This is a genomic window from Geomonas limicola (assembly GCF_014193675.1).
GTDB classification, from domain to species: Bacteria; Desulfobacterota; Desulfuromonadia; order Geobacterales; family Geobacteraceae; genus Geomonas; species Geomonas limicola.
Map to the genome: position 1 here is coordinate 510,259 of NZ_BLXZ01000004.1, position 16,569 is coordinate 526,827.

Below are 16,569 nucleotides of genomic sequence, written 5' to 3' on the forward strand. Positions count from 1 at the left end.
TTGAAATCAATAAGGTTTAGGTTGAGGAAAGCCCTCGTGGAGAGGGAGCTTTCCGGCAGGTGAGAAATCCCCCCCGACCTGCCTCTGCCTTCCTAGTGGAACTCGCGCTGTATGCCGCCCATCGGGCCGGGCTTGTAGTGGCGCAGGAAGAAGTTCAGGTTCTCGCCCAATACCTTCCTGAGATCGGTCGGCATGACCAGCGAGGAGATGGAACCAAGGCTCAACGCCTCTTTCGGGTTCATCAGTTCTTTTTCGTAGCGGGTGTTCAGGAGCGCCTCCTCGGCGCGCAGCCACTCGGCGGCCTCCTTCTCGGCGTCGAGCTTGGCGACCTCGGGCTTCACGCCGGCATCGATGCGCTCCTGGGTGCCGCGCTTGACGCGCTCCATGACGGCGCTGCGCACCTTCCTCAGCTCGTCCTTGTAGACGAACTCCTTGCCCGCCGGGCCCATAACGGCGAGGCGGGTGGTCGGGAGCGCCAGCACCAGGTCGGCGCCGGTCGGGTAGTTGTTGTACGAGGCGTAGGCGCCGCCGTAGGCGTTCCTGAGGATCAAGAGGATGCGCGGGGTGCGGATGTCGACGATGGAGTCGAGCATGGCGCGGCCGGCGTGCACGATGCCGCGGGCTTCCTGCTCGCGGCCCGGCAGGAAGCCGGTGGTGTCCTCCATGAAGATCATGGGGATGTTGTAGATGTTGCAGAAGCGGTTGAAGCGGGCGATCTTGAAGGCCGCGTCGCAGTCGATCTGGCCGGAGTCGACGGCCGAGTTGTTGGCCACGAAGCCGACCACGTTGCCGCCCAGGCGTCCGAAGGCGGTGATTACGTTGCGGGCGCGGTCGCGCTGCATCTCGAAGTAGTCACCGTGGTCGCAGATCTGCTGGATGATGATCGACACGTCGAACGGGGTGTTGAAGCCGGTCGGCGAGTTGAAGGCCTTCTTCAGAAGGGTGTTGATCTCCCAGGTCTTGCGGTCCAGGGGGTCGGTGGTTTCCTGGTAGTGCGGCATGACGCCGTTGTTGTCCGGGATGTAGTTCAAAAGCTGTACCGCCATGCGGAGCGCGCCGACCTCGTCCTCGCAGGTCAGGTCCGCCACGCCGGACATGCCGTGCACCTGCGGGCCGCCGAGCTCCTCGGGGGTGACGTCCTCACCGAGTACGCTCTTCACGACGCCCGGGCCGGTCAGGCCGAAGAAGGTGTCCTTGGGCTGGATGACGAAGCTTCCCTGGCGGGGGAGGTAGGAGCCGCCGCCCGCGTTGAAGCCGAACATGCACATGATCGAGGGGACCACGCCGGAGATCTTCCTGAGCGCGGTGAAGGCCTCGGCGTAGCCGTCCAGCCCCCCCACGCCGGCCGGCACGAAGGCGCCAGCCGAGTCGTTCATGCCGATGACCGGGATGCCGTTCTCGCCGGCCATCTGGAACAGGCGGGCCAGCTTGTTGCCGTTGGTGGCGTCCATGGAACCGGCGCGTACCGTGAAGTCGTGGCCGTAGAGTGCCACGTCGCGCCCGTGGATGTTGAGGATGCCGGTGACCAGCGAGGCGCCGTCCAGGTTCTTGCCCCAGTTCTGGTACAGGATGTTGGGGTCTTCTTCGGTAAGGACGCGGATCCTCTCCCAGACCGTCATGCGCTTTTTGAAATGCTGTTTCTCGATCTGGTCGATGGAGACCGACTTGATGGGGCGCTGGATCAGGTCGTAACCTGCCTTCATCGCCTCCTCGTACCCGCCCGTGGCGCGAGCGATCTCACCCGGGATGTTGAATTCGACCTTTTCGGCCTGGTCAAAGGGGTTCTTCAGCGAGGGCTTGATCATTGAATTAGACATTGCGGCCATCCTTCCGGTAGTTGGGATTTTTCTGCACAGACTGCTGAGCGTTACGCGTCATTACCATCCTCCCCGTAGCTGTATTGAAAAGTCATACTGACAAAAATTCAACTATTTATCTCTCTGCGTACGCTCTGTGAGAGTGTACTTCACTTGTACACTGTATCCACGGAAGTATGCTGCCGTTTACGTGCGTGTCAAGTGCTTAATATGAGAAAGTATTACTGTTAGGGATATCCCTATGACTTCGGAGCTCCCTGCCAAAGCCTTTCTCGGGCAAACCTGCTGCCGTGTTTCGAGTTTGCGTCAGTCAGAAATGGGTTGTGTCGCTGGTGGAGAGAGCGTGTTGCTGCAGAGCCGGAAGTGATGCCGCAATTCTCATGCTTCGTGACGTCGTTTTTGTCAGTGAGATTTGGAGCAGGCTCTCCGCCTGTTGGTGCTGACGATTCCGAACCGGTGATACCGTAAACGAACTAGCGTTTTATAGACGGATGCCGGTACCCTTCATAAGGTTTTGCTGTAAAAATGTCAATAAGAAAAAGAGTGTTTACGGTATCTTGATTGATAAAACAGGAAGTTATGCAGGTGGGGGAAAAGAGGGGGAAGTAGCGCTGGCAGGGAGCCCCTGCCAGCGTGTGGGTCAACGTTTGATCTGGCCAGCCAGAAGTTCGACGGTATGCACTACCCTCGTTTTATCTCCGGCCTGTTTTAAACCGTCCGAAAGCTGCATGATGCAGCCCGGGCAGCCGGTCACCACGGCGTCGGCACCGGTGGCCTGGATGGCGGCGGTTTTGCCCGCATTGATCTTAAGGGAGCTGTCGTAGTGGTAGACGTTGAAGGTACCGCCCAGGCCGCAGCAGCGGTCGGCGCCTTCCATCTCCACCAGGTTGAGCCCCGGGGTCCCCTTCAGGAGCGCCCGCGGCTCCTTGGTGATTCCGGCGGTGCGCAGGTGGCAGGGATCGTGGTAGGTGATGTTCAGTTCGGCGCTGCTGCCGGTCTCTTCCGGGTTGAGCCCCAGTTTTTTGAGCAGCACCGAGGCATCCACCGTCTTGTCCGCCAGTGCCTTCAGGCGTTCTTTCAATTCCGGGTTGCGCTTGCCGATCACCAGCGGGTAGAGCTTGTGCAGCGCGCCGCCGCAGGTAGCGCAGGCGGTCATCACGTAATCGGCCTGGTGCGCCTCGAGGGCGGCCAGGTTCTGCTCGGCCAGTTCGCGCACCGTGTCGAGGTCGCCGCCGGACATGCCGGGGAGGCCGCAGCACTGCTGGTCCTTGGGGATGATGATGGTGCAGCCCAGGTGCTGGAACAGTTTGATGGTCGCCTCGCCGATGCCGGTATAGACGAAGTTGGTCATGCAGCCCACGAAGAAGACGATGCGCGGTTTACCCGGCTCGCCCTGGATCACCTCGGGGTGGCTCGCGATGAAGCTCTTCTTGGCGATCTGCGGGATGTGGCGGCTGTTGCCGATAAACGGCACCGGGAAGCGCAGGCGCAGGCCCGAGGTGGCCGGGATCTTGCGGAAGAACACCGGCCCGAGGATCGAGGCGGCGAAGGCCCCCAGGTTCATGAGCTTGCGGGTCTTGATCACCTGTCCCACCGCCTTATGGAAGGTGGTGAGGCCGCGCCTTTTGGCGAGCGCCTCGCGGGCGGCGATGACGATCTCGTCGGTGGGGACCTGGTTCGGGCACTTCTCCACGCAGCTGCCGCACAGAAGGCACTTGGACATGGCGGCGTAGGTGCCGTCGTCCAGCGTGATGTCCCCCTTCATGATGTGCTGGGCGAGAGCTACCTTGCCGCGGGCCACCGCCGGTTCACGCTGGAAGGCGGTAAAGGCCGGGCAGTTGGCGCGGCAGGCGCCGCACTTGACGCACTTTTTCAGTTCCTTCTCGACCCGTTCGAGTGGGTCCACAGTCTTCTTGGTCATGAATAGGTCTCGTTCGTTCAAAGACGTTGAGTGGGTGAGTGGGCGAGCCGGAGAAAAGGGTGGCTCGTCGGTATTCTCAACGTGCTGGGATTAAGTATAGGCGTTGAATTGTTTTGCCCTGGTGCCGCCTCCAGCCCTTGTGAAGGGTTCCTTCGGGAATTCGGGAAGCGCAGAGACGGTTGCTGTCCAGCTCGCTGGTGGCGCCGAGTTCACCCCCTTGCGAAGGGGGACTTGAGAAACCTCTACTCCACCGGCAGCATCTTCCCGGGGTTCAGGATGTTGTTCGGATCGAGCGCCCGCTTGATGGCGCGCATGGCGCCGATCTGGTCCGCAGTCAATTCCATCGGGATAAAGGCTTGCTTGGCAAGCCCCACGCCGTGCTCGCCGGACATGGTGCCACCCAGGTCGAGGGCTGCCTGGAACACTTCCTTGATTGCCTCGTGCGCCTTCTCCAACTGCCCCGGCACGGTCTTGTCGATCATGATGTTGACGTGGATGTTGCCGTCGCCGGCGTGGCCGAAGTTGACGATGGGGATCTCGTAGCGCTGCTGGATCTGCTCGATGCGCCGGATCACGTCCGGCACCCGGCTTCTGGGGACCACGATGTCCTCGTTGAACTTGTCCGGGTTCACGTCGCGCAAAGACGGCGACACCAGGCGGCGCACCCGCCAGAGTTCCTCGCTCTCCGCCGCGTCTTTCGCTACCCGGAACTGGACCAGCCCCAGCGGTTTGATGAGCGCGTGGATCTGTTCGGCCTGCTTCTCGATCAGGTCGCGGTCGCCGTCCACCTCGATGAGCAACACGGCGCGCCCCTCGGCCGGGAGCCCCAGGTTGAAGCGGCGCTCGACGCAGGTAAGGGTCGCGTGGTCCATGAATTCCAGCGTGGTCGGGATGATCTTCCCCTTGATGATGGTCGAGACCGCCCGCGCCGCGCCGTCGATCGAGTCGAACACCGTCAGCATGGTCTTCTTGGAATCCGGGTAGGGGAGCAGCTTGAAGATGATCTTGGTGATCACCCCCAGCGTCCCTTCGGAGCCGCAGATCAGCTTGGTGAGGTCGTAGCCGACCACCCCTTTCACGGTCTCGCCGCCGGTGCGGATCACCTCGCCGGTCGGCAGCACTACCTCGAGCCCCATCACGAAGTCCTTGGTTACTCCGTACTTTACGGCGCGCGGGCCGCCCGCGCACTCGGCGACGTTGCCGCCCAGGGTGGAAAACTTGAGCGAGGCCGGGTCGGGCGGGTAGAAGAGCCCGAGCTTTTCCACTTCCATCTGGAAGGCCTCGGTGACGACGCCCGGCTCCACTTCGGCGACCAGGTTATCGGTATCGATCCTGAGGATGCGGTTCATGCGGGTGGTCACCAGGACGATGCCGCCCCCCTTGGGAAGGGCGCCGCCGGTGAAACCGCTGCCGGCGCCGCGCGGGAAGACCGGGAACTTCTCACGGTTGGCAAGGGCGAGTACCTGGGATACCTCGGCGCTGTTGGCCGGGTGCACCACGGCGTCGGGCAAAAACTCCATCTGCGTGGCGTCGTAGCCGTAGCAGATCATGTCCTGTACTTCGGTGGCGATGTTTTCCTTGCCGACGATTTCAGTCAGTTTGTCGAGTATGCGTGCTTCGAGCATCTAGTGTCCTCTCACAGATAAAAATCGGCACAGTCGGGGAACGTGGTGCCGGCTGCTCCTTCATTGGCAACTGGCAGCGTTTCGTGCTCCGAAACTGTTGTTAATGCTGCGCCAGCTAACCAGATATTCGGATACTTTGCACTCTTGAAATAAAAAAGGCAAGGGTTCATTAGGCCCCTGCCGGTCACTTTACTGTGTCGGGTGATGGTTGGTCGAAGCTATGGAGATTTGCTGCAGCTGCCACCCCCCTCACCCCTCCCCCTCTCCCGGAGGGCGAGGGGGATGATGGCGCCGGAATCGGTTGTGCTTCAGGCGTTTCCCGACTCCGCGCCACTCCCGCAGACTCTCCCATCTCCCGATGGGCGAGGGGAGTGTCGGTGCATTTCTCTATAAACAGGAAAATGGGAGGGGCTAACCAAGAACGGGAAGTACCACGCCCCCTTCGGGGATGAGATAGGCGGAGTAGTCGGCGGGGAGCATGGAAAAGGCCAGCTCGAGGGCGGCGTGCGGCGCGGCCGCGGGAATCATCCCCATGGTGCGCACCTCCGCGTCGGGGAGCTGGGAGACCAGGATGATCCGGAAGCGCTCAGCCTTCTCTTTAAGGGACCAGGCGGTCTGCCCGTTGATCTCGTAGTGCTTTCTGAGAGCCGACTCGAGTTCGGCGCTGTGCGCGAAGCGGAACCAGTCGAAGAAGGTGGCGTTGCCGTAGCCGTCGCGGCACTCGGCCAACAGTACCATGACCCCGCCCGGCTTCAGCGCACGGCTGGCGTACTCCATCGACTTGTGCGACTGGATCAGGTTGATGTCTTTGGGATAGCCGCCGCAGGAGACCACCACCAGGTCGGCACGCTCGGCTATGGGGTAGCTGAAGGATCGGGCGTAAAAACGGCAGCCTTCCAGGTGCGCCTCGCGCCAGTCACCGGCAAAGGCGGCGAGGATCTTCTTGTCCGGCCCCAGCACCGTGTTCAGGATGAACTCGGGGGGGCGCATGGCGCAGGCTTCCAGCATCGCCTCGTGTACCGGGTTCCCCGCCAGGTTGCCGGTCACCGCCTTGGGATGCCGGCCGCTCCCTTCCTCGGGGTTCAACAGCGAAAAGTGGCTCGCCATGCAGCTCTTGCGGCTGGAGACGCCGGGGAGGATACTCTTGCGACCGCCGCCGAAGCCCGCGAAGTAGTGAAAAGTCACTGCCCCGGTCAGGATGAGCCGATCCGCCTCGGCGACGGTGCGGTTGATCTCCACCGGAATGCCGCGGCTGGTCTCGCCCAGGTACACCAGGCTCCCCGGGTCGTCGCACTCGTGATCGCTTACCTTGATCCGCCCGTAAATTTCGCCCACAATCTTGCGGTGCTCCGCCTCGGTCTGCTTGCGGTGGATCCCCAGGGCGATCACGATCTCGATGTCGCGCTCCTGCACCCCCGCCTCGACAAGGCGTCGCACCAGGAGCGGCAGGTATATTTCGCTGCCGGTGGGGCGGGTGATGTCAGAGGTAACGATAACCACCTTCTCGCTGGCTTTGAAGCGTGCGATCTTTTCGATGCACCCCTCCAGCGCCTGCAGCACGAGTCCCTCCGGCGTCCCGGCGGCCGCCTCGACCGGAGGGCGGATCACGGCGTGCAGGTGCTGCTCGGGTATCGTCACGGGATAGCTTATGTCGCCACACTTGAGATCGGCCATGCGCCCAATACTACATATGATTTAACCGGCGCGCAAGATAGGGCGGTGAAAGACGCGCACCGTTAACAGTTCGGTGCATGCACAGGGGCGAATGATCATCGCAGGCGCAGGTAGTTGGCGTCACGATCCCCCCCTTTGCGAAGGGGGGCAGGGGGAATTTCATCCTAGTTGCTGCTTTCCGAGAAGCGCGCCACGTAGGCTAACATCAAATCCCCCTGTTTCCCCTTCGCAAAGCGGAGGGCGTAAGGCCACCTGCAGTGCTGCAGAGCAACTCTTACCAGCTTCCCTGAATTCCCCGACGAGCCTTGGCAAAGGTGTTCCCTTCAGAAATAGCTGACGGTAACCGCGCCGGTCGCAGGTCGACGGTACCCACTGCCTTTGCAAACCCCCAGGTAAGCTAAACGTCCCGTTGCCCAGCTAATATTCCACAAAAGTAAGACCGGCGCGGCCAAAGTTATGCGGAGCATGCCTCGCGCTAAGCTAAAATTCCCGCGCCTAAAGCTACTGCAGACCGTCGTTAAGCTATGGCAGACCCTAGTTAAGCTAACGCAGACCGTCGTTAAGCTATGGCAGACCCTAGTTAAGCTAACGCAGACCTGTGTTAAGCAAAATGCCCCTCGCTTTAGCTTATGCATGCCTGTGTTAAGCTAAATGCCCTCGCGTTTAGCTTATTTTCCGTTCTCATTTGAAACGCGGCTGCTGCGAGATGGGAAATCGTCCGTCCGATATTCTAAAAGCAAGGGCGCACGGGCAAAAAGTTGCCTGCAAAAAGGTCTGTCGTCACTTTTTTAGTGAAAAGCGCGCAGCGTTCAAGCTAATGCGAGGCTCGCTTCAACAAAAATAAGGGGCGCGTTGCCTCGTGCTCAGGCGCGCTCACCTTTTATTACCGAAATTAAGCTAAAGCAGAAGTCAGTTTGCTTAAAGCGCCCCCTACATTAGTAAATGAAGGGTCAATATTAGAAAACGTGCTCTGCATTAGAACGCGGATCCGGTGCTACGCCGGTGGACCGCGAACCCCCATGAGGGATCGCCGTATCCAGGGGCGGAAAGTGCTGGCCATTTCGGCTAGTTGGCAGAAGTTGCCCCACCGCGGGGCCGTTCTGACGAAGCCGGTGGATTGAAACGATAACGTGGATGCCGGGGAGGTCGAACCTCCGCAGTTCATCCTCGAAGCGTTTTTGCAGCGGTAGATCGACCCGCAACGGGGAAAAAGATTGACAAAATGAGTGCTTTCCGATAACAATCTCCCGTTTCTGAGACCCTTAGAATAAATAAGGCCTTCGCAAGAGGCATATTAAATGGGAGGATTTGTTAATGGAACAGTACGCAGTAATTTTCGCCCTGGTTTGCGCCGCGGCAGCTGTGGCCTACGGTCTGATCTCGGCCCAGTGGATCCTGGGGCTTCCCCAGGGTAACGACCGGATGCGTCAGATCGCGGCAGCGATTCAGGAAGGCGCGGGCGCCTACATGAAGCGCCAGTACACCATCATCGCTGTGGTCGGCGTGGTGATGTTCATCGCTCTCTTTGTGACGCTCGGCTGGAAAACTGCGGTCGGCTTTGCCGTCGGCGCGGTCTTCTCCGGTCTCACCGGCTTCATCGGCATGTTCGTGTCGGTACGCGCCAACGTGAGGACCACCGAGGCAGCCAAGGGCGGCATCCACAAGGCCCTCAACGTTGCCTTCAAGGGCGGCGCCATCACCGGTATGCTGGTTGTTGGTCTGGGCCTTCTGGGCGTGGCTGGGTACTACATGCTGCTTCAGCAGCTCATGCCGGGCGCGCCCACCAAAGACGTGGTCGGCCAGCTGGTCGGTCTGGGCTTCGGCGGTTCGCTGATCTCCATCTTCGCCCGTCTGGGCGGCGGTATCTTCACCAAGGGTGCCGACGTCGGCGCTGACCTGGTGGGTAAGGTCGAGGCCGGTATTCCCGAAGACGACCCGCGTAACCCGGCCGTTATCGCCGACAACGTGGGCGACAACGTGGGCGACTGCGCCGGTATGGCCGCCGACCTCTTCGAGACCTACGCCGTGACCCTGATCGCCGCCATGCTCCTGGGCGCCATCACCTTCACCAACTCGGCAGCCGTCAGCTACCCGCTGATCCTGGGCGGCATCTCCATCATCGCTTCCATCATCGGCACCTTCTTCGTGAAGCTGGGCGGCTCCGGTAAGATCATGGGCGCCCTCTACAAGGGGCTCATCGCTTCCGGCGTCATCGCTTGCATCGCCTTCTACTTCGTGACCGTCCAGATGTTCCCGCAGGGGCTCAGCGCTGGCGCGACCACCATCTCGGCCAACAACATCTTCATCTCCGCCATCGTCGGCCTCGTGGTCACCGGTGCCATCTTCTGGATCACCGAGTACTACACCGCGACCGAGTACGGCCCGGTGAAGCACATCGCCGAAGCCTCCAAAACCGGCCACGCCACCAACATCATCGCCGGCCTGGGCATCTCCATGAAGTCCACCGCGCTTCCGGTCATCGTGATCGCAGCTGGCATCGTGGTCTCCTCCTCCTGCGCCGGTGTGTACGGCATCGCCATCGCCGCCGTTTCCATGCTCTCCTTGACCGGCATCGTTGTTGCCATGGACGCTTACGGTCCGATCACCGACAACGCCGGCGGCATCGCCGAGATGGCCGAGCTTGACGACTCCGTCCGCGCCGTCACCGACCCGCTCGACGCAGTCGGCAACACCACCAAGGCTGTTACCAAAGGCTACGCCATCGGTTCCGCAGGTCTGGCCGCGATCATCCTGTTCACCTCCTACGTTCAGGAGCTGACCATCGCCGACAAGACCTTCTCGCTCTCCGATCCGTACATCATCGTCGGTCTGTTCCTGGGCGGCATGCTCCCCTACTACTTCGCTGCAATGTGCATGGAAGCCGTCGGTAAAGCAGGCGGCGCGGTCGTCGACGAAGTCCGTCGCCAGTTCCGCACCATCAAGGGGATCATGGAAGGTACCGGCAAGCCGGACTACGCGGCCTGCGTTGACATCGTGACCAAGACCGCTCTGAAAGAGATGGTCATCCCGGGCCTCATCCCCATCCTGGCACCGATCGTCGTCGGCTTCACCCTGGGCCCCAAAGCCCTGGGCGGCGTGATCGTCGGCTCCATCGTGACCGGTATCTTCGTGGCTATCTCCATGACCACCGGTGGTGGCGCCTGGGACAACGCCAAGAAGTACATCGAGGACGGCTTCCACGGTGGCAAAGGTAGCGAGGCCCACAAGGCAGCCGTTACCGGCGACACCGTAGGCGACCCGTACAAGGACACCGCCGGCCCGGCGGTTAACCCGATGATCAAGATCATCAACATCGTGTCCCTGCTCATCGTTCCGCTGCTGAACAAGATGTAAGAGCTACACAAGTTACCGCATCAAAAAAGGCGTCCCGGTTTTCCGGGGCGCCTTTTTTTGTTTCTTTGCAGAATTCAAGGGGCGTGGTTTGATCCGCGCGGAGATGGCTTTCCGTTCCTCCTCATCCTGCCTCTCTCTCGCAGGGGGAGATGGGTCCGTTGGACGCCTGTTGGACGCTTTCCCGTAATTACCTGGTGAATATTTTCGTTGGGGGGGGGCGTAAAGGCACTGAGGTGGACCAAGGACCGTGTTTCCCAGTACTAACCTTTTGGGGTGTACCCCGAGACAACACAACGCAGCCACCCCGACCGCAAACACTTTCTTTTCCCCCTAACCGTTCCCTGGCACATGTCATAAGCTGCCTCGAGATACCCGCGATTGCTCACCTACTGGTACACACCCTCGCATGCTTTCGCCTTGCTGCGTTAAGCATTTTGAGTGATAGCTAATAAGCGAGATAAGTGTAAAGAAAATAATTAGACAATAAGTGTATACATTTTGTTTCGATTAGAGTGATTGCCATTAATTTTTCTTGAATCATAAGATTGCAAATGGTATACACAAGCCCCAAGTATCTGCAAAACTGTTGTTGTGACTGCCAGGACCTCCCCCTTTCCCTCCTAAATTCATGGTTCCTGCGGTTGTTCGATGTCGCATATCAGGAACCGTACTGTCTGTTAATTTAACTATTTTAAATTAAATCATAGTTTAGTGTTTTCGCGTTTGTATCTGCGTCGTTTGAATGCCTGTTGGATCTTTGATGAATGTCTGGAGGGAGAAATGAAAAAGAGAAGAGGTGTCTGGTGCTTACAAGTGCCGCTTTTGGTCATGCTGCTAGGGCTACTGTTCGTGAGTGTCCCTGCCTACGCGATGACGGTCAGCGGGAAGGTCGCCAACAATTCCGGCGACACGGGCCGAGTCTATGTCGGGCTGAAACAAACCTGGGGAGGAAATTTCGTCTACTCGGTCAGTCTGCCAAATCCCGGCACAACAGCCACCTCATTTGTCATAAAGGGGGTGGAAAACGGCACCTACAACCTCTTCGCTTTTGTGGACCGGACCAACACCGGCATCATGCACGCAAACGATCCGGTGGTACAAAGGTCGGTTACGGTTTCAGGCTCGAACTACAGTACCGGTAACCTCACCATCTCCGCCAAGAGCTTGGTCCTTCCCTCGGCCGCCCTGGCCAGTCCTGGGATTCTGCCGGCAAGCGGCTCTGCTGGTGTGGTCATAGAAAATGCGACTGACGCGAACGGTGCGGTAATCGCCGACTCATACAACGTCAGCTGCAATGGCGGAACCATCGTCAGAAACAACGTGCCGACGGTGAGCTTGACCGGTGACTCGGCGGTGCTCGTCATTACGGGGCTAAGCAACGGGTCCACCCTCAGTTGTAATACCACCCCGGTCATCAGGGGATCTGCTCGTTCAACCTACAAGTCCGCCGACGGCAGCGACACCATTGGCGACACCTGCAACTCGTTCGGTACCTGCGGCTCCGGTGTTACCGTCTCCGGGAAGGTGAACTTCACCGGCTTCTCCTCGCTCAGTGGCAAAACCCTGCTGGTGGCGTTGTCCACCTGGAACGGGATGCCGTACGTAACCACCATAGGAAATCCTACCATCCAGCAGGCGTGGTCCATACCCGGGGTGCAGGCCAGCGCTTCGGCCTACCGGACCAGTCTGTACCTGATAGACAATGCAACGGGTGTCTGGCAGGGGCAGATCAACGAGCGGACCGAGCAGGCGCGGTTGACGGTCGAAGGTGGTGACAACGTCATCGCCCCCACCCAGACCTTCCCCTTGCGCAACACTATCATTTCGGTAAGTGCCGTTTCGCAGTATGGCCCCAACAACACCGACCCCACCTTCTCGCTGTCGTTCAATACCTTCTGGAGCCAGAAGCGACCGGTCAACATAACCTTGAGCAACGTAACGGGCGCGGCACTTCCGGCTGAAGGGGTTTCCTTGGCAGGTATGGACAGTCTGAGGGTTTTTACCGGAAACAACCGCCCGACTTCGGATGACAGCTACCAGGCGAGCCTGGAGTACAGCGATGGCAGCTCGGAAATCCTGCCCCTGGCGGTGATTAAAGGGGGGAGTCAGGAAACGCTGGCCCAAAGCTTCCCCGTGGGGAATGTGAGGATGCCTGATCTGACCAACCCGGTCTACGGCTGGCATTACGGGATCCCGACCGGCATGATCCCTTTTACCTCCTCTGTCTACTCTGGCAACCAGTACCTCGAGAACCTGACTTCTGCCAGCAACTGGGTAACGCTCTCGGGTTCATCGCTTAACTTGAACTCACAATACTGGCTCACGACCGAGTTGCAGGATGTGATGGGTGACGCGATCGAGTTCTCCGGCGATTACACCCCGGTCGGATCGGGGCCGGTCATCTCGAGCTTCTCGCCTACCTCGGGCCCTGGCGGCGCCACGGTCACCATCAACGGGAGCGGCTTCACTTCTGCCACGAGGGTAACCTTCAACGGAGTTGCCGACAAGAACTTTACCGTGGTGAGCGGCAGCCAGATCATCGCCCATGTCCCGGGAGGTGCTTCCCGCGGGCCGATAACGGTAACCGACAACAACCAGGTCACCGGCGCATCCAGCGCTCCCTTTGAAAAGACCGTTACCGTGGCCGGCACCTTAACCAACACCTCTAACGCCGGTGTGAACGGCGTAACCGTGCGGGCCATCGGCGGGGGAGTTCCCATTACCGTAACTTCGGCGACCAGCGGCGGGGTAGCCGGCAAGTACAGCATGAACGTGCCGGCCGGTGTGCCGCTGCAGTACAAGATGCATGATGCCAGTGGTACCTACCTGGACTCCTACAGCAAGCTGATCACGGCAACCAACAACTACGACGGCAGCTATTCCATGATCAGGACCAGCGACCTGACGGGATGGGCAGCCGTCGATCCCTCCTTCACCGCAGTGGCCAACAGCACTACCGGCATGATCCGGGGGCGGGTCGCCACCCCTGCCGATGTAAACCTGAGCGGTGCCACCGTCCAGGTGATGAGCAAGAACCACCCCGGCGGCAGCCCCAGCTACAAGGTCATCTACGGCAACGGCAGTAACACTCCCGACACTACCAAGACCGCAACCTCCTCGGACGGACGTTTCTTCGTGACGGGGATCGAGCAGGGCGACATCGTCTATGCCCAGGTCACCCTGGCCGGATACGCCTTCCAGGATACCTTCTACCAGGTGTACAACGGCAGCGTCAGCGGCGGAAAGGTCAACGGCGACCTGATGCCCAACCAGCTTACACTGACCCCGAATGGCGGACAGGTGGGGCTGCAGCAGACCGTGACGGTATCCTGGGATCCCGCCCTTACCGGCACGCTGTACTACACCACCGACGGAACCAACCCGAGATCCAACGGCACCGGCATCCCGGTGACCAGCGCCACCTCGGCCTCGTTTACCCTCACCGCCGAGGGGAGCCAACAGGTGCGCTGCATCCTGAAGAACAACGCCGGGGTGTTCGGTGACGAGGTGCAGACCAGCTTCTACGTCATGCAGGACACGATCCCGCCGCAGGTGATCGTCATGCCGCCGGGAACCGCCTTTGGCTCAGGATACGGCTACAGCAACACCCTGCCGATTCCCGTCACCTTCATATCGGATGAACCGGCGACCATCTGGTTTACCACCGACGGTTCGGATCCCTTCACGTCTGCATCCCGCCTCTCCGTGGTGGTCCCGACGGCCGGTGGCAGCGTGAGCGCTCCCGCGGTTGCAGACGGCACCGTCGTGAAATTCTACGGCATCGACCTGGCTAACAACCAGTCGCAGGAACGCATCGTGACGATGATCTTCGACAACACGGCTCCGGTCATCAGCACGGTCTCCCCCAACAGCTTCTCCGGCACGAATACCTTCAACGCGACCAACACCTCGTTCTTCATCACAGCTACCGACAACTCCAGCCCCAACGTGATGCTCTGGTACCTGGTCACGGACTCTACCGCGACCCCCGCCGTTAACGCAACGGGGTGGAGCACCAACTCCATGGTTAACGTGACGGTACCTGGCGAAGGTTCCTATACCAGGTACGTCTGGGTGAAGGATGAGGCGGGGAACATCTCGCAGTACCGGCTCCTCAGCTTCACCGTGGACATGACCCCGCCGGCACGACCGGTAATCACCCCCTATGCCAACAACCGCAGCAACTCCCAGCAGGTCTACATCGCTGGGACGGCGGAGGCCAATGCCACCGTCACCGTGTACGACGGGGGGACCCTTATGACCTCGGTCTCCGCCAACGGCTCGGGTGTCTGGGGCGTGAACTGGTTCTTCGCCGAAGGGACCACCCATACCCTCACCGCAACTGCCACCGACGTCGCCGGCAACACCGGACTCGCCTCTCCGTCGGTTACCGTGACGGTGGACAGCCTCCCCCCGGTGACCAGTGCCTCGTCTAATCCGCCGGTCCCCGGCACCGGCTTCTACACCCCGGGAACTGCGGTAACCGTCACCTTTACCGCAAGCGAAGCGGCCACCGTGTACTACACCACCAACGGAGTCGATCCCAACCCGGCCGCCTGCACCGGGGCCTGCAAGCAAGGAGCCTCGCCCCTGCAGATCCCGATCACCAACTCCACTACCTTCAAATTCCTGAGCGTGGATACCGCGGGGAACGTGGAGACCTCGGTCAATACCGTCAGCTACAGTTACGGCCAGCCGACGATCACCACGGTGCAGCAGGCTAACGCACCGGTAACCTACATCCCGGGGAGCTCGACCCTCACCCTGACCGCGATCGTGACCTCCGCCTCCACCCCGACCGGTACCGTCACCTTCCTGGTGGACGGGAATACCGTCGGGAGCCCGGTGTCCCTCGATGGGAGCGGCATTGCGACCCAGAACTACACCGGGGTCATTTCTGCCGGCACACACACGATAATCGCAAATTTCTCCGGGAACGCGCAGTTCTCAGCGAGCCTCGGTTCGACGACTTTCAACGTCGCCAAGGCAACAGCGACCCTCAGCGCCGGCTCGATCACCCGGACTTACACTGCAGCGCTGCAGAGTGTCCCCTACACCACCACCCCGCCGGGGCTCACCGCCAGCTTCTCTTTCAGCCAAGGCGGGATTGCCGTGCTTCCGCTCAACGCCGGGAGCTACGATTTCAGCGGCTCGGTCGAAGACCCGAACTACCAGGGGAGCGCCACCGGCACCCTGAACATCCAGAAGGCGTCGCTTAGTGTCACTCCGGGGAGTACGGTAGTAGCCAACAGGGCCTACAACGGCAGCACTGCGGCGACCATCACGAGCCCAGGCACCCTGAGCGGGATACTCGCCCAAGACAACGTGACCCTGACCGGCGGGACCGCAACGTTCGCCGATGCCAACGTCGGCAACGCCAAACCGGTCGCCGTGATCGGGCTCGCGTTGGCGGGCACCGGTGCCGGGAACTATACCCTCGGCAGCAGCACCGCCTCGGCAAGTGCCAACATCACCCCGGCAGCCCTGACGGTGACAGCGAATGCCCAAAGCAAGGTCTACGGTTCGGCTGACCCGAGTTTCACCTACACGCCGACTGGCACACTGTACGGCAGCGACGCCCTGACCGGTGCGCTGGGACGCGCCGGCGGCGAGAGCGTGGCTGGTAGCCCGTACGCCATCAACATCGGCACCCTGAGCGCAGGTTCGAACTACAGCATCACCTTCGTCCCGGCCAACCTGACGGTCACGGCGAAACCGCTTGCCATAAACGGCATCACCGCGAACAGCAAGGTGTACGACGGCACCCGGAGCGCCACGCTCAACACCGGCACGGTCACCTTGGGTGGCGTGGTGGGCTCCGACGTTGTGTCGCTTTCCGGTAGCGCTTCCGGCACTTTCGACACGAAGAACGCCGGCACCGGCAAAACGGTCAGCTTCAGCGGCCTGAGCCTCTCCGGCGCTGCAGCCGGCAACTACAGCATCACCACCACCGCGAGCACCACCGCCAACATCACCCCGGCACCGCTTACCGTCAACGCCGGAACCACTGTTGTCGGCAACAAGGGCTATGACGGCAGCACGTTGGCCACCATCACTACCCGCGGGACCCTGAGCGGAATCCTAAGCCCCGACGTGGTGACCCTGGCCGGCGGCAGCGCCAATTTCGGAGATGCCAATGTGGGTACCGGCAAGGCCGTTACCATTACCGGCCTCACCC

The 16,569-nt window shown here is 60.7% G+C and carries 6 protein-coding genes; 2 read left to right on the forward strand and 4 right to left on the reverse strand.

Going from position 1 to position 16,569, the window contains the following annotated elements:
- Positions 1-92: 92 nt before the first annotated feature.
- From H7688_RS12685 to H7688_RS12700, 4 genes are all read right to left on the reverse strand, one after another.
- Positions 93-1,817 carry an acyl-CoA carboxylase subunit beta gene (locus tag H7688_RS12685; RefSeq protein ID WP_183361482.1) on the reverse strand — a complete coding sequence of 575 codons (1,725 nt, stop codon included), beginning with the start codon at positions 1,815-1,817 and terminating at the stop codon, positions 93-95.
- A gap of 640 nt (positions 1,818-2,457) precedes the next feature.
- Positions 2,458-3,738 carry a (Fe-S)-binding protein gene (locus H7688_RS12690; protein WP_183361483.1) on the reverse strand — a complete coding sequence of 427 codons (1,281 nt, stop codon included), beginning with the start codon at positions 3,736-3,738 and terminating at the stop codon, positions 2,458-2,460.
- A gap of 242 nt (positions 3,739-3,980) precedes the next feature.
- Positions 3,981-5,363, reverse strand: a complete 1,383-nt coding sequence (locus H7688_RS12695) for an FAD-binding oxidoreductase (RefSeq protein WP_183361484.1) — start codon at positions 5,361-5,363, stop codon at positions 3,981-3,983.
- A gap of 411 nt (positions 5,364-5,774) precedes the next feature.
- Complete coding sequence (locus H7688_RS12700; RefSeq protein ID WP_183361485.1) at positions 5,775-7,037, reverse strand: lactate racemase domain-containing protein; 1,263 nt, start codon at positions 7,035-7,037, stop codon at positions 5,775-5,777.
- A gap of 1,314 nt (positions 7,038-8,351) precedes the next feature.
- Between H7688_RS12700 and H7688_RS12705 the strand changes: the two genes are divergently transcribed.
- Both H7688_RS12705 and H7688_RS12710 read left to right on the forward strand, forming a co-directional pair.
- Positions 8,352-10,391, forward strand: a complete 2,040-nt coding sequence (locus H7688_RS12705) for a sodium-translocating pyrophosphatase (RefSeq protein WP_183361486.1) — start codon at positions 8,352-8,354, stop codon at positions 10,389-10,391.
- A gap of 780 nt (positions 10,392-11,171) precedes the next feature.
- Positions 11,172-16,569: beta strand repeat-containing protein (locus H7688_RS12710; RefSeq protein WP_183361487.1), on the forward strand; the 5,398-nt coding region annotated here is incomplete at its 3' end.